The sequence below is a fragment of the Sphingomonas sp. SphC10 genome (genome assembly GCF_057004845.1).
The window spans coordinates 100341-125914 of the sequence record NZ_CM168044.1; the positions used below are offsets into that span (position 1 = coordinate 100341).

The following is a 25574-nucleotide window of genomic DNA, read 5'->3' on the forward strand; positions in this document are numbered from 1 at the left end:
GGCGCAAGTGGGGAAAGCGGCGGGAGCGGGGGCGCTCTGCGGGATTGGCCGTCTTGTTTCCGTCACATTAATGCGGGTTGGGGACGGGTCGGCATGAAGGCCGCGAAGCGGGTTTGGGACGTCAGGGCATGGGGCCTTTTATGGCTGCTGCTGCTGGCCGCGATGACGCCGGGTGCGGCCTCCGCCAAGGCGGTCGATCTGTATCCGACCGTCTGCAGCGCCGCGTTGCCGGACGGCGCCAGCGACGCCGGGATCGTCGAGGCACCCTATCGCTGCGGCGCGGAGGCCCCGACGCGGGGGGCGGACTGGCTGTGGTTGCGGCTGGACACGTCCCGATTGGGCAGCTTGCCCCCCTACTGGGATTTGTTGATCGACCAGACCCGGTTCGACCGCCTCGGCCTGCTGGTCGTCACGCATGACGGCAGGGCGACGCGTCGGGTGCTGTCCTATGATGAATTGCGGGGCCATTGGACGCCCGGGGGCCTCCTGAAGTTCGTGGTTGGGCCACCGGGGCGCGACGTGGGCAAGCTTTATGTCGGCTTCCGGCAGATCGACGACCTGTCGCTGATGCGCAAGGTCGTCGCCCGGCCGGGCAGCAGGATGAACGGTGCGGATGTCGGCTGGCTGGTGCTGACCGGTCTGTTCGCCGGGACCCTGTTGTCGGCCTTTCTCTACAATCTGGTGATCCATGCCGGGCGGCGGCCCGCCTTTCAGCGCTGGTATCTGCTCTGGGTGGCGGTTGCGCTGGTCTATGGCCTGATCTGGACCAATACGGCGGCGTTGCTCGTGCCGTGGCTGGTCGGGCCGATCGCGGTGCGGATCTGGTTCGTGCTCGTCGGTCTGATGGTCGCGGCGTGCAACATGTTCTTCTTCTCGGTCATCGAGGACGGGGTGCTGTCCCCCGGCGTGATCCGGGCGGGACGCTGGCTGGCGATCGGTGGGGCGGTGTTCGGCGCGCTGGCCGCCGCCGATACCTGGTTTCCCCCGGTGCTCACCGACCGGCTGCTCAACTACGACATCGCCGCGACATCGGCGCTGATCGCCTGGTCCTGCGTCGTGGCAGCACGGCGGGGCAGCCGGGTCGTCTGGTTCTACATGATCGGATGGAGCCCGGTCATCACGCTGTTCGTCCTGCGGCTGGCGCGCAATCTGGGTTTCGTGCGGCAGAATGACGCGGTGGACATGGCGACCTTCCTGGCGCTGGCGTTCGAGGCGCTGGTCCTCTCGCTCGCGATCGCCGACCGTTTCCGCCGCATCCGCCGCGAACTCGACGAGTCGCGGCAGCGGCGCGAGATCGACATGGCCGAGACCAAGACGCTGCGGCTGGCCGCGCATACCGACTTCCTGACCGGCCTGGGCAACCGCGCCGCCTTTCAGCAGCAGGCCAATGCCCTGATGAAGGCGTCCATTCCGTTCAGCCTGTTCCTGATCGACGTCGATTATCTGAAGGACGTCAACGACCGACTGGGCCATGCCAGCGGCGACATGCTGCTCTGCCATGTCGGCACCGCGCTGGGCGGCGTCGTACGCTCGATGGCGGATGTGCGGGTGTCGCGCATCGGCGGCGACGAGTTCGCGATCCTGTGCCCCGGCTCGCTGCATGACGAGGCCGCCCTGGCCGAACGCATCGCCGGCATCCAGGGCGAGCAATGGCATGGCCGCGATCGCAGCCGGACCATGTCGCTCAGCATCGGGTCGGCACGCTACCCGGACGATGCCGAAGCGCTCGACCTGCTGTACCATAATGCCGATCTGGCGCTCTACACCGCCAAGCGGCTGGGCCGCGCGCGCTATGTCCGATATGATCCACTGCAAAGCAGCCTGCGCGAACTTCAGGTCGCCTTTGCCGGGGAGGCCGAGCAGGCGCTGGATCAGGGCGAATTCGTCCTATACCTGCAACCCATCGTCTCGCTGGAGACCGAAACGGTGTGCGGGCATGAGGCGCTGCTCCGCTGGGACCATCCGGTCCATGGGCTGATGACCCCGGACCGCTTCGCCGATGTGCTGGTCGCCGAGCGGATCGGCCTGCGCATCCAGGATCATGTCCTCGAACTGGCATTGATCGCGCTGCGCGATCGCGGCGAAGCGCTGGGTGTGGTGTGCGTCAACTTCACCTCGGCGCAGCTTGGCGGACCGCGTTCGGCGCGCACCGTGCTGGAACGGCTGGCGCATTATGGCGTCGCGCCATCGCGGCTGTGCGTCGAGGTGACCGAGGGCGTGATGCTCGACCGCGGCGCCGACAGCATCCTGTCCAGCCTGCGCACGTTGCACGAGGCGGGTGTGTGCATTGCGCTGGACGATTTCGGCACCGGCTATGCCTCGCTGGTCCATCTGCGCGACTTGCCGGTGGACCGGATCAAGATCGACCAGTCCTTCGTCGCCGGGTTCGACGAAACCGATGGCGGCACCTTCCCGATCGTCAGCGCGATCGTGGGCCTGGGGATCGGCCTGGGCAAGGTCGTGATCGCCGAAGGGATCGAAACCGAATGGCAGGCCGAGCGTCTGCGCCAGCTCGGCTGTCGGCTTGGGCAAGGCTATCTCTACGGCCACCCCGTCGCGCTCGCGCCGATCACCGATGGGGCGCCGGTCGTTCCCGCCGGCAATGCCCCGTTGGCGGATCGGGTGTAGAGCGGGATGACCTGAGATGGGTTCACCCCTCCCCTTCAGGGGAGGGGCAGGGGGTGGGGCGCCTCCGCAAGTACGCCGCCTGTGGCGAGGCCCCACCCCAACCCAGCACCAGGTCGATCAGGCTCCCAGCCTGATCTGAACCGCGCGGGGCGCGGTTTGCCTGATGCTCCTGAAGGGGAGGGGCTCGGCTTGGTTCAACGCAATGTCATCACGGTCTAGAGCCTCGCTCAGCCGCCCGTTCAGGGCTCCAGCCCCAGCGCCGCGCGGTCGGCGGTGGCGGCGGCCAGTTCGGCGCGGGCGGCCGCGATCCGGGCCTGCGCGTCGATCAGGCGGACACGCGCGTCGTTCGCGGTTTCCTCGCGCTGGTTGACCAGGAAAAAGTCGCTCGACCCCAGTTCGAACCGTCGCCGCTCAGCCGCTGCGAGCCGTTCGGCCAGTTGGCGTTCCTGCTCGGCGATGGTCGCGAGCTTTTCGGCGGCATCGACGCCGATGGTGATCCCCTCGACCTCGACCGCGATCTGGTCGCGCAGGAAGCGGCTGCGCGCCGACAGCGCATCCATTTCGGCCTGTGCCTCGACCATGCGGCCCTTCGCCGCGCGGTTCTGGAGCGGCATCGAGAAGCGAAAGCCGACCGCCGCCTCCAATGGCGTGCGATTGGGGCCGCCCAGGCCGATGGGACCGACATCCTTGCCCATCTCGCCGCGCAGGTCGAAGCGGGGACGCAGGTCGTTCTGCGCCAGCGCCAGGCGCGCCGAACCCTGGTCGATCCGCGCCAGCAGCACCTGGAGATCGGGGCGGCGCTGTTCGAAATTCTGGCGCGCCGCCACCGCGACGCCGGACAGCGCCTCGGCCCCGCCGGGCAGGCGCTCCGGCCCGACCTGCACCGGATTGCCTTCGGCATCGCGGTAATAAAGCGACAGGGCATTGGCGGCGGCCTGGAAATCCCCCTCGGCCCGCACGACCAGCGCCCGGCGGCGGACGACATTCTGGTCGTTCTCCGCCAGCAGGATATCCGGACGCGCGCCCAGTTCGACCTGCCGGGCGAGGCCACCCCGCCGGTTGAGCGAGAGGTCCAGCAGCTCGCGATAAGCCCGCAGGCGCAGGCCCGCCGCGACCCAGTTCTGATACGCATCGACCGCACGCCGTTGCACGCCGATCGCCACGGCCTCGCGCTCGAACTTGGCGATGTCGATATCGCCCGACGCCAGGGTACGGCGGGTGCGACGCTCGTCGACCAGCCGGTCGCGCAACAGCGAATAGAGCGCCCCGACCTTCACCTCGCCCAGACGGTTGGTGTAATTCTGGTCCTCATAGACCGGAAAACTGCCGCGACTGACCCGGTAGCCGCCATAGACGTAACCGCCATTGTTGCTCAGCGGCCGGTTCGCGCTCGCCGAGGCGACGGTGCCGTCATAATAGCCGAGCGTGCGGGAGCGGCCCTCGGCCTCGAACACCGTGTCGAACGCGCCGTCGGCGGTGATCGCCTTGCCTTCCGCCGAGCGGATCTTGGCCAGCGCCTCGATGATCTGCGGCGCGGCGCGGGCGGAGGAGCGCAGCACCTCGTCCAGCGTCAATGGCCCCGTGCGGGATACAGGCGCGGGCGCGGGGATCGCCTCGATCCGCTGGGCCATGACGGGTGCCGACAGGACAGGGAGGGCGAGCGCGGAGATCAGCAGCAGCGAGCGCATCATTTCGGCTTGCCCGCCTTGGCCGCGATCTTCTTGTCGTCGTCCTTCGCGCCCTTGTCGTCCTGCTTGTCGTTCACCGTTTGGCCGAATTCGAGCGGGAAGTCGTTCAGCTGACGCCACAGTTCGTAACCGACCGTGACCGTCTCTCCCTGGACCCAGCCCTGCACCTTGCCGCCCAGCCGGACGAAGCGGCGCTCGGGCCAGGCGGGTTTGCCGGGCGCGGGCTCGACCAGGATGCGGAACAGCCCTTGCGCATTGGCATTGGGATCGATCGTGCGGACGCGGCCGTCGAAAAAGCCGTAGGCGACCGAGGGCCAGCCGCTGAACTGGATCGCGGGCCAGCCCTCGAACTCCAGACGCACCGGGCGACCGGGGCGGAGCAGCGGCACGTCGCGACCGTCGATCAGCAGCTCGACTGCGCGCTGCACCTCTTCCGGCGCGACCACCGCCAGCGCGGTGCCCGCCGAGACATAGGCACCGCCCGCCGCGGCGTTCAGGTTCTGGATACGGCCGTCGCGCGGGGCGCGGACCAGCTGTGCCGACTGGCGGTTCAGCTGCACGTCGATGCGGTTCAGCTTGGCGCGCGACTCCGCCAGCTTGGCGCCGGAATCCGCCACCTTGATCTGCGCCTGTTCATAATCGCGGCGGGAGGCGAGGCCTTCGGCATAGAGCTGGCGCGTGCGGCTGACGTCGATCTGGGCGACCGCCTGCGACTGGCGGACCGAGGCGATCTCGGCCTCCACCTGTGCGCGTTCGGCGGCGAGGCGGGACAGCAGATTGGGATCGAGGTCGATGATCCGCGCGATCGGATCGCCGCGCTTCACATGCTGGCCGTCATGGACATACCAGCGCTCGACGCGGCCGGGCACCAGTGCGGTCACGTCCTGCGCGCGGTCGGTGGGATCGAGCGAGACGACCTGGCCGCGCCCTTGCGCGGTCTGCAACCACGGCACGAAGAACAGGATGAAGATGACCGCCGCGATGCCGACCGTCAGGATCCAGGCGATGGCGACCGTGACCCGTGGCGGGCGCAGCGATGAGAGGGTGCGGAAATGCGCGAGCTGATCAGGCGACATCGGCGTCCTCCCGGCGATAGGCGTTCTGGAGGTCGGCAAGCTGGTCGAAGCGACGCTGCTCGGTCAGGCCGAGATAGAGATAGCCGTCGAGTTGCATGTCCTCGGGGCGGCCGGTGCACAGCAGCACGGTCGTGCCATGCGCCCGCAACAGGTGTAGCGCGGCGCGCAGCCGTTCGGGCGGCAACAGGTCGTAGAGCTGCCCGAGCAGCAGCAGCTTGGGGCCGACCAGCAGCGCATTGGCGAGCTTCAGGGCCATCGTCTCGCCGACGCTCAGCGGATAGCCGGTCGAACCCAGCGGCGTGTCCAGCCCCTGCGGCAGGCTGGCCAGACGGCGTTCCAGCCCGACCAGCGCCAGCGCCTCCATCGCCTTTTCGGCCAGTTCACCCGAGGCGAGGCGGAGATATTCGCGGATCGTCACCTCGACGATGGTCGAGCGGTCGAGCACCGTCACGTCCGAGCGCAGGCGGTACATGTCGAACGAGCCCAGATCGGCATTGCCGATCCGCACCAGCCCGCGATCGGGCAAGGCATGGCGCTTGAGCAGCATCGCCAGCGTGCGCTCGGCCCCCGGCTCGGCCACCGTCACCAGCTGTTCCCCGGCCGCCAGCGTCAGATTGTAGCGCGCATCGTTGAACGCCACGTCGGTCAGCTTGACCGACCCATCGCGCGGGCCATTGTCGCCGCGCACCATCGGCTCCTGCGGAATGGCGAAGAGCAGCGACAGCTCTTCCGAGCTGGCGACCAGATCGTAGAAGGTGTCGAGATAGGTGCCGAGCTGCGAGATGCCGTAGAACACACCCGACAGGATCAGCTCGGCCGCGACCAGCTGGCCCAGCGATAGCTGTCCGCGCAGGATCAGCATCCCGCCCAGCAGCAGCAATCCGGCGCTGGCGAAGGCGTAGATCAGCAGGAAGGCGATGGTCTGCGCGAACTGATAGCGGAAATAGCGGCGATGCGTGTTGACATAGTTCGCCGTCATCGCCTCCGACCGGTTCATCGCGAAGTCGAGATGACGGAGCGACTTGTAGAAGCCGTTGGACCCGCCGACGCTCTCCAGCCAGCGCGCGGCATTGTGCTTGGCATGGCTGAGCGCCACCGCGCCGCTGATCGCGCCGCGCCGCCAGAGCAGCCAGACGACCAGGATCGCCGTGACCAGCACCGCGTTGAAGGCAAGGAAGACCGGGTGGTAGAAGCTGGTGATGCTGAGCCCGATTACCGCCTGCAACACGATGGTGAAGGCGCCGATGACCAGGCTGGGCACCGATTTCTGGACGACGACCAGATCGAAATAGCGGTTAAACAGGTCGCCGCGATTGCCATCGGCGAAGAAGGGGTCCTGTGCATGGACCGCACGTATTGTGACCTCGGCGACCACGCGCGAGAACAGGCGACGCTCGAACGCGGCCATGATCCACACCCGGAGCGCGCTGAGCCCGGCGACCATCAGCAACAGCATCAGCAACACGCCCGACAGCGCCCAGAGCGGGGCGGGCATGGCGGTATTGGCGACGCTGTTGATCAGCAACTGGACTGAGATGGGCGTCGCCAGTGCCAACAGGCTGATCGCGATGGTATAGACGATGCCAAGGCGGACATAAGCCGAATCAGGGCCTATGATCTGCGACAGCCAGCCCACCGCATCCCGAAAACCCAATCGTTGTCCCGCCAAAACGCGCCCCTTTTTCCGTATCTTGGCCAAGCCGGAGCGGGCAGCCGACGGCCACCGTCACTCCGCGACACCCTCATGTTCCCCTCCATGAAAGTTACGCTTCGGCCTGATCCTAGTGAAGTCGGTGTAACGACATATCATGATCGTGGCCAATCGGAATTGCCGTGTCCGGGGTATAGAAAGCCGCTATAGGGCCCTATGCTCACCCTGCGTCAGCTCGAATATCTGGTCACCATCGCGGACACGGGCTCCTTCGCGCTGGCGGCACGGGTCGCCAATGTCTCGCAACCGACGCTCAGCCAGCAGGTTCGGACGCTGGAGGAGCGGCTGGGCGCCAAGCTGCTGGAGCGGAGCGCGACGGGCGCGATCCTGACGCCGGTCGGGCGCAGCATCGTGGCGACCGCGCGGCGCATGTTGAGCGACGCCAGCGATATCGTGGCACTGGCGGCGGGCTCGGCCGACAGCCTGACCGGCACCCTGAAGCTGGGGACCACGCCGACGCTGGGGCCGTATCTTCTCTCGCCGATCATCGCCGAACTCCACCGCATGGCCCCGCGCCTGCGCCTGCATGTGCGCGAGGGGATACCCGACGAACAGGTGCGCGAGCTGTCGCGCGGCGATATCGACGTGCTGCTCGGCCCGCTGCCCATGACCGGCGAAGACCTGACCGTCGAACCCCTGTTTCGCGAGCCGCTGCATCTGGTCGCGGCGCTCGACCACCCGATCGATGCCGCCATCGAGGCGGATCGCGAGGTGCTGAGCGGCAGTCCGCTTCTGACGCTGGACCCGCGCCATCATCTGGCCCGGCAGGCGGCCGAGGTCGCGGACCATTATGGCATGACCATCGCGCCGGACTATTACGGCACCAGCCTGGAAAGCCTGCATCAGATGGTCGCGAGCGGGCTGGGCCTGACGCTGTTGCCCAGCCTGTATCTGCGATCGGAAGTGGGCGGGGCAACGGGATTGAAGATCCTGCCCGTCCAGGGATGGCGTGCGCATCGGTCGATCGCCATCGCCTGGCGCCGCCAGTCGCCGATGAGCGCGGCGTTCAAGCTGATCGCCGATCATGTGCAAGGATGTGCACGGACCCTGCTGGCGGGGTGAGGGGGGCGAGCGCTAGGCCTGCTTGGTGATGGCTCGCCATCCCCTGCACGCCGTCCTTGGCGGTAGCCGGGGTCAAGTGACGGGACGGCTCGATCGAGCTGCTGGCGCCCTCCCCAAATGGATCCCGGCCTCCGCCGGGATCGCGTGCAGGATGGTGAGAGGTCTCTCTTTACAGGATATGCCTCGCCGGTCAGGCGGCCCGACCAAAATCGGCGTCTTCGCCGTCCGGGCCGCCGGTCGACATATCCAGCGCGAAGCCGCGAATGCGGGCCTGCTGGTCGGCGACCACGTTCGTCCGGGCGGCGGGCTTGGCCTTTTTGGCGGGTGTCGTCGCCCGTGCCGGGGCCGGCGTGCGGCTTGCGCGGCCCGTACCGTTGTCGATGCGGAAGAAGGCGATATTCTCCTCCAGCTCCTCGGCCTGGCTGGCGAGTTCCTCCGAGGTGGCGGAAATCTGTTCGGAGGCAGCCGCGTTCTGCTGGGTGACCTGATCGAGCTGCTGGATCGCGGCGTTGATCTGGGTGGCGCCGATATCCTGTTCGCGGCACGCGGCGCTGATCTCGGCGACCAGCTCGGCGGTACGGCGGATGTCGGGCACCAGCGAGCCGAGCATCTCCCCGGCCTGCTGCGCCGCCGCCACCGTGTCGGACGACATGCCGCTGATCTCACCCGCCGCAATCTGGCTCCGTTCGGCCAGCTTGCGGACCTCGGCGGCCACCACCGCAAAGCCGCGACCATGCTCGCCCGCGCGGGCCGCCTCGACCGCCGCGTTCAGCGCCAGCAGGTCGGTCTGGCGCGCGATTTCCTGCACGATGCCGATCTTCTCGGCGATGGTGCGCATCGCGCCGACGGCCTTCTGCACCGCCGCGCCGCTGATCTCGGCATCCTGCGAGGACTGGCGGGCGATCTTTTCGGTCTGGCTGGCATTGTCGGCATTCTGTTTGATGTTCGCCGCCATCTGCTCCATCGACGCCGAGGCTTCCTCGGCCGCCGCCGCCTGCTCGGTTGCGCCCTGCGACATCTGCTCCGACGACGAGGACAGCTGCTGGCTGCCCGCGGCGACATTCTTGGCGGCCAGCGTGGCGTCGCCGACGACACCACGCAGTCGCTCGACCATCATGACCAGCGCCTGGCCCAGCGAGTCCCGGTCCGACAGCGGCCGGTGGTTGACGGTCAGGTCGCCGCCCGCAATCGTCTCGGCCAGTTCCGCCGACTTGCGCAGGTTGGTGGTCATGCGGATCAGGGCATGACCCAGAAGGTCCTTGTCCGACAGTGCCTGGTGATCGATGCTCAGGTCACCCTCGGCGATGGTATCGGCCAGCCGCGCGCTCTGGCGCAGATTGGCAGTCATGTGGTTCACCGTGTCAACCAGGTCCTTGATCTCGTCATTGGTGACGACCGACACTTCCTGTTCGATATCGCCGATCGCCACCGCCTCGATCGCGACAGAGATTTTCTTCAGCCCCTGCGACACGATCCGCGCAATCCAGACCGCACCGGCCAGAGCGATCGCCAGCGCCAGGCCCGAGATGACGAACAGCGCGTTGCGCGAACTGTCGTAGATCGCGTCGGCATTCTGCTGCGCGGCCTCCATGTCGGCCTTGGCGTTCTTCACGAGTTGCTGCGTTCCCTGGCTGATCTGCACGGCCAGTTCGCGCGACTTGGTCATCGACAATGCGCCAGCTTCCTCATTGCGATTGGCCAGTCCGAAACGGCGGACCATATCGTTGACGGGCAGCCAAGCCGTGTAACTCTCGCTGATCCCGGTCCAGATCTGGCGGCCCGCAGGCGTCGCATTCGCAAGGCCGGTTTCGACCAGCGCCTTTATGTCGGACCGGGCGTGCATCAGCTCGCCGTCAAAGACCCGCATCTGTTCGTCGTCGTTCGTCAGCGCGAGGTTCTTTTCCACGCGGATCGCGTAGCTGATGCGCTCGTTCAGGGTTTCGGCACGGTCCAACCGGGCCACCGGGCCAGCGACGATCTGGGTCGTGACACTGTTCATTTCGCTCAGTTTTGACGCGGCAAGCGCCGCCATGCCCAACAGCAATGTGAGCATTATCGCGAATGTTGCACCCAGTTTGAATTTGATCGTGGCCCGCATGATTTCCCCGTTTCCGATATTGACCTGGGTCAAGGTCGGCACGGGTCACACGGAAAATTCTAACAGTTTATAAACTGGAGTGACATCAATCTGTCACAATTCGGCGCGTTACATGAGAGACGATCACGTCCGATAGATTCCGCCGGACCGAAGGGGCTTGGTATTATATTGGTTACTATTTGGTCTAAATGGCGCTAACATGCTGAAAATTACGCCACGGCTCGGCATCGGCCAATGATAGCGGTATCATGAAATTATAGTTAATGGTTGCGACGACAGCATCCATCAAATCTCGGGTGGCCGATCAAAAATATTTTGCGCCTGTCGTCGGCAGACCGTTTGAAGGGAGGGGAGAGGCGTTTGCCAACCCTGTCGAGGGTCGCGACTCGCGTGGCGAATCCCTCGACGTTGCCGGGTCCGATGGCTGCTTTTATATCCTCGCTTACGGGATCAGGCGGTCGGCACGGAGCCGTTCGAACAGTGTAAAGAACGCATCGTCGGTCGGCTGATAGCCGGTGAAACCCAGCCGTCGGCTCTTGGACATGTCGGTCACCACCTCGATCGGGCGGCCCAGATCGGCATCGGTGTGCCAGGGCGAGGCGAGGCGGTTCAGATCGGGTTCGGCCAGTCCATCGCGCATGGCGATCTCGCGCCACAATGCGCCATCGTCCGCCATCTGCTGCTCCAGCGGCCGCACGACGCCGTCGAACGGTGCGGCCTCGACGCCGAACCAGTCGGCGATGCGACCCCACATCCATTGCCAGCGGAAGACATCGCCATTGACGACGTTGAACGCCTCGTCATGCGCCGCCTCGGTTTCCGTCGCCCAGAGGAGATGGCGGGCGAGTTGCCCGGCATCGGTCATGTCGGTCAGCCCCGACCATTGCGCGGCCGAGCCGGGAAAGGTGAAGGGCCGCCCCGTCTCGCGGCACAAGGTCGCATAGACCGCCAGTGTCGTGCCCATGTTCATGGCATTGCCGACCGCCAGCCCGATCACGGTATGCGGGCGGTGCACGCTCCAGGTGAAGCCGTCGCGCTTGGCGGCGGCGAACACCTCGTCCTCCTGCGCATAATAGAAATTCTCGATGTCCAGCCGACCCTGTTCCTCGCGGAACGGCGTCTGCGGCAGGGTGCCCTTGCCATAGGCCTCGAACGGCCCGAGATAATGTTTGAGGCCGGTGACCAGGGCGACATGGCGCGGGCCGGTACCCCCGCGCAGTCCGTCGAGCAGGTTGCGCACCATCGCGGCGTTGACGCGGATATTCTCCGCCTCGCTGTCCTGCCGGGCCCAGGTGGTGATGAAGACCGCATCGGGGTTCACGTCACGCAGCGCCGCCGCCGTCGCGTCCGGGTCCTGAAGGTCGGCGGCGACCGGATGCACGCCCGCCTGCTCGGTCGGTCGGCGGGCCAGGCCATGGACGGTCCAGCCCTGTTCCACCAGGAGCGCCGTCGTCGCGCTGCCGACGATCCCGCTCGCGCCCACCACCAATGCCGTCTTCGCCATAAAAGCCTCCGTTATCAGGGATTTCAGCTAGGTATGGGTGGACAGCACTTCCAGACGGCACCATCTGGGCCCCCAGGCACCAGAAGGTAACCATATGCAGCCGGGATCACGCGACGAGGAATGGCGGGAGGATTGCGCCCCGCGCCGCGTGCTGGAATTGTTCGCGACGAAATGGACCAGCATGGTGCTGCATACACTGCACGCCCGCCATGGCGGCGTCGCACGGACGGGCGTCCTCCAGCGCAGCCTGCCGGGCATATCGAAGAAGATGCTGACCCAGACGCTGCGCGACATGGAGGGTAGCGGGCTGCTGACCCGCCATGTCCAGAGCATCATGCCGCCGATGGTCGAGTATCGCCTGAGCGATCTGGGTCAGCGCTTCGTCGAGCCGGTCGAGTTGCTGTATGGCTGGGGCCGCGACAATGCCGATGCGCTGGACCGGTTGGTGCCGCGCCCGCGTTCGCGTCGGGCCTGACCTGACCGCCGACTTGCCTCGGACCCGGATCGGGGGCAGCGTGCAGGGTGATGGAGAAAGCAGAGAAATCCGACGATTATGCACGCGGACGGCGCGACGGCCTGCGACTGGCGCTGTCGATCCTGGAGGCGGAGGAGGCCAAGTGGGAGGCGCTGCTCGGCGAGAGTTCGTCCTGGCGAACGAATGCGACCCGCTCGATCCGGCACAAGGCGTATCAGGTCGCACGCAAGCGGGTGCAGACGGCCCTCAATCGGCTGCTCCCCAAGGGCGAGACCGCGCTTCCGGTCGAACTCGCAACGATGATCGACCGGGTCGGGCTATAGGGGCGGGGCGCGCTTCAGCCCGACAGCATTTCGCCGACGCGGCGTTCCAGTTCCAATATGTTGAACGGCTTGGTCAGTACCTCCATGCCCTCATCCAAATGGCCTGCGCCGACCGCGGCATTGGCGGCATAGCCGGTGACGAACAGGATTTTGAGCGCAGGGCGAACCGCCCGGCCCGCATCGGCGACCTGACGACCGTTCAATCCGCCGGGTAAGCCGACATCGGTGACGAGCAGGTCGATCCGTTCGGCCGATTGCAGCAGCGAGACGCCCATCGGGCCGTTGCTGGCGGTCAGCACGCGGTATCCGGCATCGCGCAGCACTTCGCCGACCAGATCGCGGATCGCGCTTTCATCCTCCACCAGAAGGACCGTCTCCCCCTCATGCGCGCGGTGCCGGTTCGCGGAGGTTTCGTGCGGATCCGCCAGTTCATGCTCACCGGGCAGGCGGGGCAGGTATAGCCGCATCGTGGTGCCAGTGCCGACTTCCGAATAGATGCGGACCTGGCCGCCCGACTGGCGGACGAAACCATAGATCATCGACAGGCCCAGCCCGGTGCCCTCGCCGATCGGCTTGGTGGTGAAGAAGGGGTCGAAGACGCGCTCCATCACCTCGGGCGTCATGCCGGTGCCGGTATCGGTGACGCACAGCGAGACATAGTCGCCTGCGGGCAGGTCCTGCGCCGCCGCTGCGCGGGTGTCGAGCGTCTTGTTGGCGGTCTCGATGGTCAGCTTGCCGCCCTCGGGCATGGCGTCGCGTGCGTTGATGCACAGGTTCAGCAGCGCGCTTTCCAGCTGCGGCGCGTCGACCAGGATCGGCCACAGGCCCGGCGCGGAGGCGAACGTCACCTCTATGGCGGGACCGATGGTGCGGACGATGATGTCCTCCATCCCCGCGATCAGGCGGTCGACATCGGTGGGCTTGGGCGCCAGCGTCTGTCGTCGCGAAAAGGCGAGCAGCCGCTGGGTCAGCGCGGCGGCCCGGTGCGCCCCATTCTGCGCCATGGAGATGTAGCGGTCGAGCTGGTCATGCTGCCCCTTGGCGATCCGCATGGCGAGCAGTTCGAGGCCGCCCGTCACCGCCGTCAGCAGATTGTTGAAATCATGCGCCAGACCGCCGGTCAGCTGGCCCACCGCCTCCATCTTCTGCGCCTGGCGAAGCTGTTCCTCGGCCTGTGCCAGCGCAAGCGCCTGTTCCTTCTGCGCGGTCACGTCGCGGCCGGTGGCATAGGTCATGTCGCCGGCAGGCGCTGCGTTCCAGGAAATCCAGCGGATCGAGCCGTCCTTGTGGCGATACCGGTTCTGCACCACCGGCTTGCCGCCGTTCGCCGCCAACTCATAGGCATAGACCGTGTCGTCATGGTCCTCGGACACGACGAATTCGTTGACGTGACGGCCGACCAGTTCGGCCTGATCATAGCCCAGAAGGCTGGTCCAGGCCGGATTGACCCGCCGGACCACGCCGTAAAAGTCGATGACCAGCATCAGGTCGGGCGAGGTATCCCACATGCGGTCGCGCTCGGCGGTGCGTTCGGCGACCTCGTCCTCCAGCGTCTCGTTCATCCGCTGCAGCGCTTGCTCGGCCCGCTTTCGCTCGGTGATGTCGATCGACGAACCGACCAGTCCGACGACATGGCCCGCCGCATCGCGGAATGGCGCCTTGGTCGACAGCCATGTCGCGTGCGTCCCGTCCGGGAAGTCGACCTGTTCCTCCAGCACTTCGGTCCGGCCTTCGGTCATGACCCGCCGGTCATTGGCCATGACGATTTCCGCCTGCGCCCGGTCGTCCAGGAATTCCAGGTCGGTCCGCCCGATGATCGCCTCGATCGGCTTGCCGACCAGTTCGACCGTCCCGCGATTGGCGGCGAGCATCCGGCCGCTGCTGTCCTTGGCATAGACGACGCCAGGCACCGCCTCCATGACCGCCGCGAGCATGGCATTGGCGTGACGCAGGGCATCCTCGGCCGCGCGCCGGTCGGCGATGTCGATGACCGAGCCGATATAGCCCAGAAACTCGCCATCCGGGCCGAAACGCGGCGAGGCGGCATCGATCGCCCAGCCATAAGACCCGTCCGCCCGGCGCAGGCGATAGTCGATGCGGAACGAGGTATGCGTCGTATTGGCCTGGCCGAAGATGCGATCCGCCTCGGCCCGGTCGTCGGGGTGGGTGGCGTTGAGCCAGCCATAGCCCAGCGCTTCGTCACATGTCTGACCGGTATATTCGTACCAGCGGCGGTTGAGATAGGTGCAGACACCGTCCGCATCGGTCATCCACATCATGACCGGCGCATGGTCCGCCATGTTGCGGAACCGGTCCTCGCTGTCGACCAGCTCGACACGCGCCCGGGCCAGTTCGGCATCCCGCGCCCGGTCCTCAGTCTCGTTCCGGCCGATCTTCAGATAGCCGATGATCCGGTCGGCGCCGTCCCTGATCGGATGGGTCGTGCCGTTGAGCAGCACGAGCGCGCCGTCCGGCTTGCGATGCCAGCGAAGGTCCGGCGCGCAACCCTCCGCGGCGGCGCGGGCCATGTGCCGGGCCGGAATGCCTTCGGCACGGTCCTGGGGCACGAAAATTTCGTCGATGGGGCGGCCGAGCGCATCCCCGTCGCGCCAGTCGAAGATCGCCTGCGCGCCCGCCGACCAGCTGGTGATCCGCCGGTCGGTATCGGTCGCGATGATCGCATAATCCCGTGCGCTGTCGAGGATCAGACGCATCCGTTCCTCACTGGCCCGCAGCGCCTCATTCTGTCGGTCGAGTTCCTCGACGGAGCGGCGCAGATCGAGTTGCGCCATCACCTGCCGCGCCAGCACGCGCAGCGTTTCCTGCTGCACATCGGTGAATGCGCGCGGGCGATAGTCGAGGACGCAGAGCGTGCCGATCGCCAATCCGTCCCCGGTCTTCAGCAAGGCGCCCGCATAGGCCCGGATATGCGGGGACCCGGTGACCAGCGGATTGCAGGCGAACCGCGCATCCTCGCGCAGGTCGGGCACGATCAGGAAATCCTCCTCCAGCAAGGCATGCGCGCAGAAGGAGCTGTGCAGCGGCGTCTCGCGCACCCCCAGGCCGACCTCCGCCTTGAAGAACTGGCGTCCTTCGCCGACCAGGTTCACGACCGCGATCTGCGTATCGCACAGCCTGGCAGTCAGCGCGGCGAGTTCGTCGAAAGTCGGCTCGCGCGGCGTGTCCATCACGCCATAGCGATCCAACGCCGCAAGCCTGCGTCTCTCGGGCGCGTCGCTGTCGTTATGGTCCATCGATGATCCGGCCATGGCGTTGAGGTGGAACGGGGCGCAAAAATACCGACTTGTGACGCCCGCGCAACTGTAGGCGCGGCGCAACCCTTCGATATCCTTTACGTCAGGCATGATCCCTTTTCGGCGGATCGTGCCCGGCGCACCGCATATGGCGGGGCAGCGGTTACCTTTGGGAAGCCTGTGAGTTACACGGCACCATGGAACAACAAGCACTCGTTTTCGCGCTGATCGGTGTTCTGGGCATCGGCGCGCAGTGGATTGCGTGGCGGACGGGGTGGCCCGCCATCGCCCTGATGCTGGCCGCCGGTGTCATCGCCGGACCGATCACCGGTCTTATCATTCCCGAACACACCTTTGGCGATCTGCTGGAACCGATGATCTCGGTGGCGGTCGCGCTGATCCTGTTCGAGGGCGGGCTAAGCCTCAATTTTCGGGAGCTTCGCAAGACCGAAGGGGCGGTCACGCGGTTGATGATGATCGGCATCCCGCTGGGCTGGGTGCTGGGGTCGCTGGCCTGTTACTATGTCGCGGGGCTGGTCTGGCCGGTGGCGATCCTGTTTGCCGGCATATTGGTGGTGACGGGGCCGACTGTCGTCATCCCCCTGCTGCGCCAGAGCAATATCGCGGCGCGCCCGCGTGCGATCCTGAAATGGGAAGCGATCGTCAACGATCCGTTCGGCGCGCTGTGCGCCGTCATCACCTATGAATATCTGCGCCGCGTCGACGAGGGGGGCACGCTGGCGTCGGTCGTCATCGCGCTGCTGGGCGCGGCGGTGGTGTCGGGGCTGATCGGCTATGGCATGGCGCGGGCCATCGCCTGGGCCTTTCCGCGCGGCCATGTGCCCGAATATCTCAAGGCCCCGGTCCTACTCGTCGCGGTGATCGGCACCTTCGTCCTGTCCAACCTGATCCAGCAGGAAACCGGGCTGCTGGCAGTGACCGTCATGGGCATCGCGATCGCCAATATGCGGCTGGACTCGCTGCGCGACATTCATCCGTTCAAGGAGAATGTGACCGTCCTGCTGATCTCCGGCGTGTTCGTGCTGCTGTCCGCGTCGCTGGATTTCGAGGTGCTGCGCCTGTTCGAGTGGCGCTTCGCCGCCTTCCTGTTCGCGCTGCTGTTCCTGGTCCGCCCGGCGACCGTGCTGATCGCGCTGGCCTTCAGCAAGCTGCCCTGGAACGAGCGGTTGCTGATCGCCTGGATCGCGCCGCGCGGCGTCGTCGCGGTGGCGGTGTCGGGTCTGTTCGCGCTGCGGCTCGACCAGCTGGGCTATGGCAACGGCAATATCCTCGTCACCCTGTCCTTTGCGGTGGTGGTCGCGACGATCGTCGCCCACGGTTTCAGCATCCGCCATGTCGCGCGCTGGCTGAAGGTGACGGGGGCGACGCAGAAGGGGCTGCTGGTCGTGGGCAGCACGCCGTGGAGCATTTCGCTCGCCCGCCAGATCCAGTCGCTGGGCCTGCCCGTGATGATCGTCGACACCAGCTGGCAGCGCCTGTCGGCTGCGCGTCAGGCGGGGATCGAGACCTATCATGGCGAGATCCTGGCCGAGACGACCGAGGAACGGCTCGACCTCACCCAGTTCCAGGTGCTGGTCGCAACCACCGAGAACGAGGCGTATAACGCGCTGGTCTGTAGCGAGTTCGCGCACGATATCGGTCGGGACTCGGTCTATCAGCTGGGCGGCAGCGGCGACCATGAGGATCATCGCCGCCTGCCCGAAGCCCTTCGGGGCCGCGCGATGTTCACCGCCGGGCACGGCGTCGAGGACATCCTGCGGCGCGAAGCGGCGGGCTGGACCTTCCGCAAGACGCGGATCAGCGAGCAGTTCAAGTTCGACCATGCCCGGTCGATCCTGCCGGACGAGGCCGACATGCTGCTCGTGCTGCGCAAGGACGGTCTCATCCGCTTCTTCACCCATGCCGCCCGGCCGGCCCCGCAAAATGGCGACATCGTCATATCCTACGGCCCCTCGCGTCACGGCGATCCGGACGCTAATCAGGTCTTCGAAACGGGAGAGGTAGTCGCATGACGATACCGACAGGGAACATCCGGGCCGCACGCGCCGTCGCGACGGCCCTGGTCGCGCTGGGCATCGCCGCCTGTCAGCCGAGCCGCGAATCGGCCGCGAACGAAGCCGCCGAAACCCCGGCCAATGTCGAGGCCGAAAGCAATATGGCCATGCCGGGCAATGCGGTGGCGGCGGAGGAACCGGAAGAGGCCAAGAAGTCGATCATCCGCCCGGATGTCGAACCTTCGCCCACCCCGACGCCGCCCGCCGAGCCGGTCGAACTGACCGTCCCATTCCCGGCCAAGGGCGCCCAGCCCGATGCGGCCGGGATCGCCCTGCTCGACACGCTGGCCGCCGATCCCGTGCTCGCGCTGGGCGGGCCGATCACCATCTGGGGGCATAGCGACTCCTCCGGCTCGGACGCCTCCAACCTGATCGCCTCGCGCAAGCGGGCCGAGGCGGCGCGGGACTATCTGGTCAAGAAGGGCGTCGCGGCGGAGCGGATCACCGTCATCGCGCTGGGCGAGGCACGGCCGATCGCCCCCAACCGCAAGCTCGACGGCTCAGACGATCCCGAGGGGCGCGACAAGAACCGCCGGGTCGAGATCAAGGTGGACCTGCCCAAGGCCGCACCGGCGGCCGAGGGCAGTGATCCGTCCTGATCATCCGGTCCTTTTGGTGTTCCGATCGATCAGCACGGTCGCCTCGGCCGTTCCGGCCTCGCTGGTCATCTTGCCCGACCGGATGTCGTCGGCGATGGTCAGCAGGCGACCGCTGATGACCGTCCCGGTTTCCGCCTGCTCCTGAACCGCGATGCCGCCCTTCGTATCGGCCACCCGGCTCCAGGCCGCCCGCACGGCGGCCCAGTAATCCTTGGTCTTTGCCCAGTAATCGTCGGCCGCCTTCCCATCAAAGCCGTCGAAGCGTTCATAGGTGTTCAGCACCGATTCCTGAACGATGGGGACGAGTTTGCCGTCCTTGAGGCCCATCTTCATATTGTCCTGCCAATGCACCCAGCCGGTCGGCGTCGGCTGATGCCGGTTGATCGCATAATAGCGGTCATAGACCGGATGGCGGACGGCATCGCGGCGGGCCAGCGGGCGCCAGGTCCAGTTGGATCGCCAGCGGCGGACACCTCCTTGCGTCTCGAACTGGCCCCATCCGGCATAGCGCGGGCTGTCATCGACCTGATAGACGGTCTGCGACCAGCGCCCGGCGCGCATCCGTTCGGGCACGGCTTCCCACATCCATTGGCCCTGACCGGCATAGACCAGCACGCGCGAGGGCTGGTAATCCCAGTCCTGCCGCCAATGCTTGATGACATGGGTCTCGCCGTCATGCTCGACGACCAGCAGATGCTGGAGCGCGATATGGTCGGGCCTGTCCTCGATCACGCGAACCACCTCGTTCCCGCCCGAAATCTTGCGGTCCAGCGGCGTGTAGCCCGCCACCCAGGGTGTCGTTTCCTGCATGTCGAAGCGGACCTTATAGGTTCCGGCCATCGCCAGGATGTCGGCGCGGTCGGCGGCCTTGGCGGCCTGTGCCTCGACGGCGGTCTGCCGCAGCGGACCATCGGCCAGGGCGGGGACGGGCAGCAGCGCGAGCGCCGCGACGATCAGCATCGAACGGTTCTTCATCGGATAGACCCTTTTCAGAAACGGAGGGTGAGCGAGGCGCTGGCGTTGCGGCCCGGCTGGGTGAAGGCGATGGGCGGCACATCGGCGGCGCCCGCGGGCAGGGGGCGCGGCACGCCGAGGCCGCGGACGTCGGACCACCAGGCATAAGTGGCATTGGTCAGGTTGAAGATACCCGCACGCAGCGTCAGCGCGTCCGTCACCCGGGCGAACAGCGTCGCGTCCAGGATCGTGAAGGCGGCGGGCCGGAAACATTCCGTACTGCACAGGCCGGTGGTGTCCCGAGCCGCCTTGCGCGCGCTGTGCGTCATGATGACCTGACCGCCAAAACGCCCATGGTCCGGTTCGCGCCAGCCGATGCCCATCACCAGTTTGAGCGGATCGACGGTGGCGAGCGGCCTGCGGGCGTCGTTGGCGGCAATCTGTTCGCCCTCGGCATAGGACAGGGCGAGTTGCCCGGTCAGGCCATTGCGCGCCCGCCCCTCGAGGCGGGCCTCCGCGCCCTTCACCTTGGCCCGGTCGAGATTGACGAACTGGTACAAGGCGGGGTCGGCGGGCGTGAAGGTGCCGCCCACGACCTCCTGACTGATGAAGTCGCGATAATCGGCCCGGAAGACGCTGGCCGACAGATCGACGACCTCGCTGTTCAGGCGCAGCCCCGCCTCGATCGCCTCGCTGGTTTCCGGGCGCAGGTTCGGGTTGGGGATCGAGGTATAGCCAAAGGCCAGGTTCGAGAAGAACTGGTTGATCTGCCCCGGCTCGGGCGCCCGGAAGCCGCGCGCATAGCTGGCGAACAGCCGCAAGGCGGGGGCGAGGGTCAGGACCGCGCCGATGCGCGGGCTCAGCCGGTCCGCCGATTGGGCGGCGCCGACAAATTGGGGCAGCAGTGGATCGCGGTCGGGCGACAGACGATACCAGTCGTAGCGCAGGGCGGGATGCAGGGTCAGCGGCCCGATGCCGATCTCATCCCCGACAAAGGCCCCGGCCAGGGTGAAGTCGGTCGTCGGAAAGGCGCGCGTCGGGAAGGTCTCGCCCGCAGGCGGAACCGTGCCGTCGCGCAACCCGCGCTGACGCAGCACGCTGATATCGGCGCCCGTCACCAGCCGGTGGGTGATCGGACCGGTCGAAAAGCCCAGCCGTATCTCGCCCGATCCGCCATAGACCCGGTTTTCCAGCGTGTTGAGCCGGGTGCGGTCCGCCAGCGTCACCCGATCCTCGGCGCTGAACTGGCGGTTGTCCGCGTCCTGGACATAGGCTGCCGCACGCGCGAACTGGACGAGCCCGGCCCCGTCATAGGTCCAGTCGAGCCCGGCGCGCCATCGCTTGCCCGTGTCGCGCGCCTGCAACCCCGCGACATTGCGGTTGATCCCGGTCAGCACCTCGGTTTCGATGCGGTTGTCGAGATACTCGCCGGTGGCGCGAAGGCGATGCCCGGGTGCGACGTCCCAGACCAGCTTGCCGAGCAGCGCATTGGCCCGCCCGTCCTGCGGATTGGGTGCGGTCCGGGTGACGCCGGTGCCCTCGACATCGCCCTTGTTCTTCAGTTCGGAAAAGTCGCGCCGCGTATAGGCCAGCATCGCCGATACCGCGCCCGAGCGGCCCGCGACGACCCCCGACTGAGTGAACTCCTCGTCCGCCGAATTATACTGTGTCCGCAGCGAGCCGCCGAACGTCTTGCCGCCCAATATGTCGGCGGGGTCGCTGGTGGTGAAACTCACCGCCCCCGCCAGACCGTCGCTGCCGTACAGGGCGGAGGCGGGCCCCCGCAGAAACTCGACCGACTTGATCAGGCCCAGATCGACATAGTCGCCGCGCCCGACATCCTGCGCGCCGAAGCTGAAGCCATAGGGGACACGGACGCCGTCGACCTGGATCAGGACGCGGTTGCCGCCGATGCCGCGAACGACGAAGCCCTCATTCCCCGCGCGGCCCGTCGTGCCAAGCGCCGCGCCGAAGCGGGTGGGCGCACGCCGTACGCTGATCCCCGGTTCGAAGCGAACCAGATCCTTGATATCGGTCGCCAGTTCGTCCGCAATCTCATCGGCATTCTTGACCGAAACGGTCACCGGCGCATCCTGTGCCTTGATCGGTGCGCGGGTTGCGGTGACGACGACATCACGCTGCTCCGTCGCGTCTTCCTCGCGCACAGGCTGTCCGAGCGCTGCCATCGCGGCCAGCGTCAAAAGCATGAATCACCCCTTTAGATATTAACAATCATTCTCATTAATCAGCGCGGAATAACGTGCGCAACCAAAATATGAGAATGAGTCGCATTACTTATTGTGGGGTTGTGCGTTTCAGTGCTGGGTTGAGGCAGACATCGCATCGCTACGGCCGCGTCTCGCGTGCGGCCATCCCATGGATAAACCGAATTGGTCCATGGACCGTTATCGCAGTTCGCCCGCGCATGGGAGCGCAGCTCACCGCAACTACAGTCATTCAGAACGTGATTTTTGAGAACGGCGTCGAAATGCCGCGGCGATCTGGCGTCGCCCCGTCATTGAGGAGATTGGCAAGTTCGCCGCGCCTTGCCGTGCCCCCTTCGGACCGTGTCCGGATCGAAGGGGGCGACACAATCACGCCAAGGTGAACATGCCTGCAAGCCCTTCGGCCTCGGCCGATGGGGCGACCCAGAGGCGGAAAGCGCCGGGTTCGGTGGTCGGCTTCAGGTCGCGGCCGGTGAAGGACAGGTCGGCGCGGGTGAGGGTGAAGGTCACCTCCTGTGTCGCGCCGGGTGCCAGGGTGACGCGGGTAAAGGCCTTCATCACGCGCACCGGCTGGGTCACGCTGGCCACGACGTCGTGGATATAGAGCTGGACCACTTCGGTCGCCGTCATGCGACCGCTATTGGTGACGGTCGCCCGGATCGTCAGCGGGGTGTCGCCCATCGTCGGGCTGCTCAGGCGCAGGTTCGAATAGACCATCTCGCCATAGGTCAGGCCGTGCCCGAACGGGAACAAGGCACTGTTCGGATGGTCGCGGAAATGCGTCTTGTAGGGCTGGAGTGGCCCCGACGGATTGGGGCGGCCCGTGCTGCGATGCGCATAATAATAGGGCACCTGTCCGCTGGCGCGCGGGAAGGACACGGGCAGTCGTGCCGAGGGCGACACCGTTCCGAACAGTACATCGGCGATGGCGGGCCCATCCTGCGAGCCCAGGAACCACGTCACCAGCAGGGCAGGAGCCTTCGCCACCGCGCCGGTCAGGGCCAGCGCGCGCCCGGTGCGCAGCAGCACGACATAGGGTTTGCCGGTCGCGGCGATCGCTTCGGCCAGCGCCTGTTGTTCGGCGGGCACGGTGATTTCGGTGCGCGACTGCGCCTCGCCCGACATATTCTGCGTCTCGCCGATCGCGAGAACCACGATGTCGGCGTTGCGCGCCGTGGCGACGGCACGCGCCACATCGCTGCCATCGTCCAGGGTCGCATCGGCGAGCGTCTCACGCACTGCCGTGACCAGATCGACGGCCTCGCGGTCGGTGCCATAGACGTTCCATGGCCCGATCAGGTCATGCCCGCCACCCGCAAAGGGTCCGATCAGCGCGATCTTCTTGCCCGAGCGGGGCAGGGGGAGCAGGTCGCCCTCGTTGCGAAGCATGACGATGCTGCGCGCGCCCGCCTCGCGCGCCAGCGCCAGCGTCTCGGGCGTGCGAATCCGTGCCTTTTCGCGCGCCGGGTCGATGCGGCGGAACGGATCGTCGAACAGACCGAGCGCGACCTTGAGCGCGAGCACGCGGCGCACCGCCTCGTCCAGCCGGGCCAGCGGCACCTCGCCCTTTTCGACCAGATCGGGGAGATATTTGAGATACAGGCCGCTCTGCATCGACATGTCGACCCCGGCCAGAAAGGCCAGCCGCGCCGCATCGCGTCCGTCCTTGGCGAAACCGTGCGCGATCAGTTCCTCGTCGCCGGTATAGTCGGAGACGACCAATCCGCCAAACCCCCATTCCTTGCGCAGGACGGTATCGAGCAGCCATGGGTTGCCGGTGGCGGGTATCCCCGACAGATCGTTGAACGACGCCATGACGGTCGGCGCTCCGGCCGCGAACGCCGCCTGGAAGGGCGGGAAATAAATGTCGCGCAACGTCCGTTCCGACACGTCGACGCTGTTATAATCGAGCCCCGCCTCGCCCGCGCCGTAAGCCACGAAATGCTTGGCGCAGGCCGCGACTGCATCCGGTGCGGCGAGGCCGCTGCCCTGAAACCCCTGGACGCGCGCCGCCGCCATCAACCGGCCGAGCAGCACATCCTCGCCCGAACCCTCGACGCCGCGACCCCAGCGTGCGTCGCGGGCGATGTCGACCATCGGCGCGAAGGTCCAGTCGATCCCCGAGGCCGCCGCCTCGACCGCCGCCGCGCGGGCGGTTCGGCGCGCCAGATCGGGATCGAAGCTGGCCGCCTCGGCCAGCGGCACCGGAAAGACGGTGCGCAGGCCGTGGATGACGTCGGCGGCGAACAGCAGCGGGATCTTCAGCCGCGATCGGCGCACCGCCTCGGTCTGCATCCGGCGCGCCATTTCCGCGCCATTGCCGTTGAACACGCCGGTCAGCTCGCCCCGGCGCACCATGCGCAATTGCGTGTCGAAGCTCGACGCCGCGCCCGCCGGATTGAGCGAGGTCGCCGCGCCCCCCGCCCAGGCGGCGGCGAGCAGGTTGAGCTGCCCGGCCTTTTCGGCCAGCGTCATGCGCGGGATCAGCGCCTCGACCGTCGCGGGAAGCGGTCGTTCGGCAACGAGGGAAAGCAGGGCACGTGCCGGACTGGCCGACCATGCCAGCGCCGCACCCGCTCCGGCCAGCCATGCGCGCCGTGAAATCCGCCGATCCTGCCCGTCCATCCTGCTCCCTTTCCACGTCATTTCGATGCCGTCTACGCCGTTGCCCGGATCATATTCCAGGCCGCCGTCCGGATTTCGTTACGCCGACCAATCGACCGATTGATTGTCATGTCGGCTTCATGTAAGCGGTTTCTGTAAGCGGTTACAAGCCCGCGATACAGAGAGGATGCTTCAGCCGGCCATGTCGCCTGCCCGACCCACATCTCCTGCCGCCACTCCGGCGGCGCGCGGTGCCCCTGTCGCCGCTCCGGCGGCGCAAAGGGCCCATGCGACGATCCATGACGTCGCGCGGGTGGCGGGCGTCTCGGTCGCGTCGGTGTCGCGGGTATTCAACGGGCGCGACCACGTCCGCGCGGAGATGCGTACACGCGTCGAGGAAGCGGCCGCGCAACTGGGCTATGTCCCCCATGCTGGCGCGCGAAGCCTGAGCATGGCACGGACCGGCGCGATCGGGGTGGTGCTGCCCGACCTGCACGGAGAATTTTTCTCCGAATTGCTGCGCGGCATGGACCGCGAGGCGAGCACGCGCCGACTGGGACTGCTGCTGACCGTGCTTCACGACGGGCGCGGTCTCGACACGCTGACGGCGCTGCGCGGGCAGGTCGACGGGCTGGTGGTGATGGCGCCGGAACTCGACCCCGATGTCCTCGCCCGGCACATGCCGCGCGGGCTGGCGGCCGTGTTCCTGGCCTGCGCGCCACAGGTCGGCAGCCCGAACCTGCGGATCGACAATCGCGCCGGGGCGGCCGCCGCCGTCACGCATCTGGCGGCGGGCGGGGCGAAGCGGATCGTCCATATCTCCGGCCCCGCGGGCAATCTCGACGCGCAGGAGCGGCGCGCGGGCGCGGAGGCCGCCGCCGCCGAGGCGGGCGTGGCCCTGAGCGTGATCGAGGGCGACTTTCTGGAGGCCAGCGGCACCAAGGTCGGTGAACGCGTCGCGGCGGGAACGCTGGCGGCGGATGCGATCTTCGCCGCGAACGACATGATGGCGATCGGCGCGCTGATGGCGCTGAAGCGCCACGGCATTGCGGTGCCGGAACAGGTGGCGGTCGCCGGGTTCGACGACATTCCATTGGCACGGCTGGTGAGCCCGGCACTGACCAGCGTCGCGATCGATATCGCGGCGATGGGCGTGCGGGCCGTGGCGCAGCTTGCCGCGCAGATCGCGGGCGCGCGCGAAGAATCTTCGGGAGACGCATCCACCGGGGCGGACGAGGTCATCGTCCCGCATCTGATGGTGCGCGAGACAACAAGAGAAACGGACAGGGGATAGGTTT

At 66.9% G+C, this 25574-nt stretch carries 16 protein-coding genes; 7 read left to right on the forward strand and 9 right to left on the reverse strand.

Translation table 11 applies throughout. The features are described from left to right. Positions 1-93: 93 nt before the first annotated feature. A complete protein-coding gene (locus ACWKSV_RS00445; protein ID WP_191864757.1) occupies positions 94-2628 on the forward strand; it encodes a putative bifunctional diguanylate cyclase/phosphodiesterase in 2535 nt (844 codons plus the stop codon). A 239-nt stretch (positions 2629-2867) separates the two neighbouring features. Here ACWKSV_RS00445 and ACWKSV_RS00450 read toward each other — a convergent pair whose 3' ends face one another. The 3 genes from ACWKSV_RS00450 to ACWKSV_RS00460 are packed head-to-tail and all read right to left on the reverse strand — an operon-like array spanning position 2868 to position 7061. Then, entirely contained in the window at positions 2868-4319 is a 1452-nt protein-coding gene (locus tag ACWKSV_RS00450; RefSeq protein WP_156884212.1) for a TolC family protein, read from the reverse strand. Beyond that, complete coding sequence (locus ACWKSV_RS00455; protein WP_056439184.1) at positions 4316-5392, reverse strand: efflux RND transporter periplasmic adaptor subunit; 1077 nt, start codon at positions 5390-5392, stop codon at positions 4316-4318. Before ACWKSV_RS00455 ends, ACWKSV_RS00450 begins: the two co-directional genes overlap by 4 nt. Continuing rightward, positions 5382-7061 (reverse strand): ABC transporter transmembrane domain-containing protein, encoded by a 1680-nt coding sequence (locus ACWKSV_RS00460; protein WP_076715420.1) that lies wholly within the window; start codon positions 7059-7061, stop codon positions 5382-5384. The genes ACWKSV_RS00455 and ACWKSV_RS00460 overlap by 11 nt, the downstream gene beginning before the upstream one ends. A gap of 198 nt (positions 7062-7259) precedes the next feature. Here ACWKSV_RS00460 and ACWKSV_RS00465 point away from each other — a divergent pair, with 198 nt between their 5' ends. Beyond that, positions 7260-8165 (forward strand): hydrogen peroxide-inducible genes activator, encoded by a 906-nt coding sequence (locus ACWKSV_RS00465; RefSeq protein WP_076715421.1) that lies wholly within the window; start codon positions 7260-7262, stop codon positions 8163-8165. A 190-nt stretch (positions 8166-8355) separates the two neighbouring features. Here the strand turns inward: ACWKSV_RS00465 and ACWKSV_RS00470 are convergent, their stop codons facing one another. Then, positions 8356-10164 carry a methyl-accepting chemotaxis protein gene (locus ACWKSV_RS00470; protein WP_483666826.1) on the reverse strand — a complete coding sequence of 603 codons (1809 nt, stop codon included), beginning with the start codon at positions 10162-10164 and terminating at the stop codon, positions 8356-8358. A gap of 541 nt (positions 10165-10705) precedes the next feature. Then, positions 10706-11767, reverse strand: coding sequence for an NAD-dependent epimerase/dehydratase family protein (locus tag ACWKSV_RS00475; RefSeq protein WP_191864758.1), 1062 nt, complete (start codon positions 11765-11767; stop codon positions 10706-10708). A 94-nt stretch (positions 11768-11861) separates the two neighbouring features. Here ACWKSV_RS00475 and ACWKSV_RS00480 point away from each other — a divergent pair, with 94 nt between their 5' ends. Both ACWKSV_RS00480 and ACWKSV_RS00485 read left to right on the forward strand, forming a co-directional pair. Beyond that, the gene (locus ACWKSV_RS00480; RefSeq protein WP_056439196.1) at positions 11862-12242 is read left to right on the forward strand and encodes a winged helix-turn-helix transcriptional regulator; all 381 of its coding nucleotides are present in this window, start codon (positions 11862-11864) and stop codon (positions 12240-12242) included. A gap of 50 nt (positions 12243-12292) precedes the next feature. Then, the gene (locus tag ACWKSV_RS00485) at positions 12293-12565 is read left to right on the forward strand and encodes a hypothetical protein (RefSeq protein WP_056439199.1); all 273 of its coding nucleotides are present in this window, start codon (positions 12293-12295) and stop codon (positions 12563-12565) included. A 14-nt stretch (positions 12566-12579) separates the two neighbouring features. On the opposite strand, the gene ACWKSV_RS00490 is transcribed toward ACWKSV_RS00485, so the two are convergent. Beyond that, positions 12580-15930: a PAS domain S-box protein gene (locus ACWKSV_RS00490; RefSeq protein WP_083706579.1), complete on the reverse strand. Its 3351-nt coding sequence runs from the start codon at positions 15928-15930 to the stop codon at positions 12580-12582. An 86-nt stretch (positions 15931-16016) separates the two neighbouring features. Here ACWKSV_RS00490 and ACWKSV_RS00495 point away from each other — a divergent pair, with 86 nt between their 5' ends. Next, positions 16017-17852: a cation:proton antiporter gene (locus tag ACWKSV_RS00495; protein WP_076715426.1), complete on the forward strand. Its 1836-nt coding sequence runs from the start codon at positions 16017-16019 to the stop codon at positions 17850-17852. Beyond that, positions 17849-18493: an OmpA family protein gene (locus ACWKSV_RS00500; protein WP_076715427.1), complete on the forward strand. Its 645-nt coding sequence runs from the start codon at positions 17849-17851 to the stop codon at positions 18491-18493. The genes ACWKSV_RS00495 and ACWKSV_RS00500 overlap by 4 nt, the downstream gene beginning before the upstream one ends. Here the strand turns inward: ACWKSV_RS00500 and ACWKSV_RS00505 are convergent, their stop codons facing one another. The 3 genes from ACWKSV_RS00505 to ACWKSV_RS00515 all read right to left on the reverse strand — a co-directional run bounded on the left by ACWKSV_RS00505 (position 18494) and on the right by ACWKSV_RS00515 (position 24297). Further along, complete coding sequence (locus tag ACWKSV_RS00505; protein ID WP_076715429.1) at positions 18494-19468, reverse strand: DUF6607 family protein; 975 nt, start codon at positions 19466-19468, stop codon at positions 18494-18496. Between the two features lie 14 nt (positions 19469-19482). Further along, positions 19483-21654: a TonB-dependent hemoglobin/transferrin/lactoferrin family receptor gene (locus ACWKSV_RS00510; RefSeq protein WP_076715430.1), complete on the reverse strand. Its 2172-nt coding sequence runs from the start codon at positions 21652-21654 to the stop codon at positions 19483-19485. Positions 21655-22041: 387 nt separating this feature from the next. Then, positions 22042-24297, reverse strand: a complete 2256-nt coding sequence (locus ACWKSV_RS00515) for a glycoside hydrolase family 3 N-terminal domain-containing protein (RefSeq protein WP_076715432.1) — start codon at positions 24295-24297, stop codon at positions 22042-22044. Positions 24298-24463: 166 nt separating this feature from the next. On the opposite strand from ACWKSV_RS00515, the gene ACWKSV_RS00520 reads away from it, so the two are divergent. Further along, entirely contained in the window at positions 24464-25570 is a 1107-nt protein-coding gene (locus ACWKSV_RS00520) for a LacI family DNA-binding transcriptional regulator (RefSeq protein WP_237243548.1), read from the forward strand. Positions 25571-25574 lie beyond the last annotated feature (4 nt).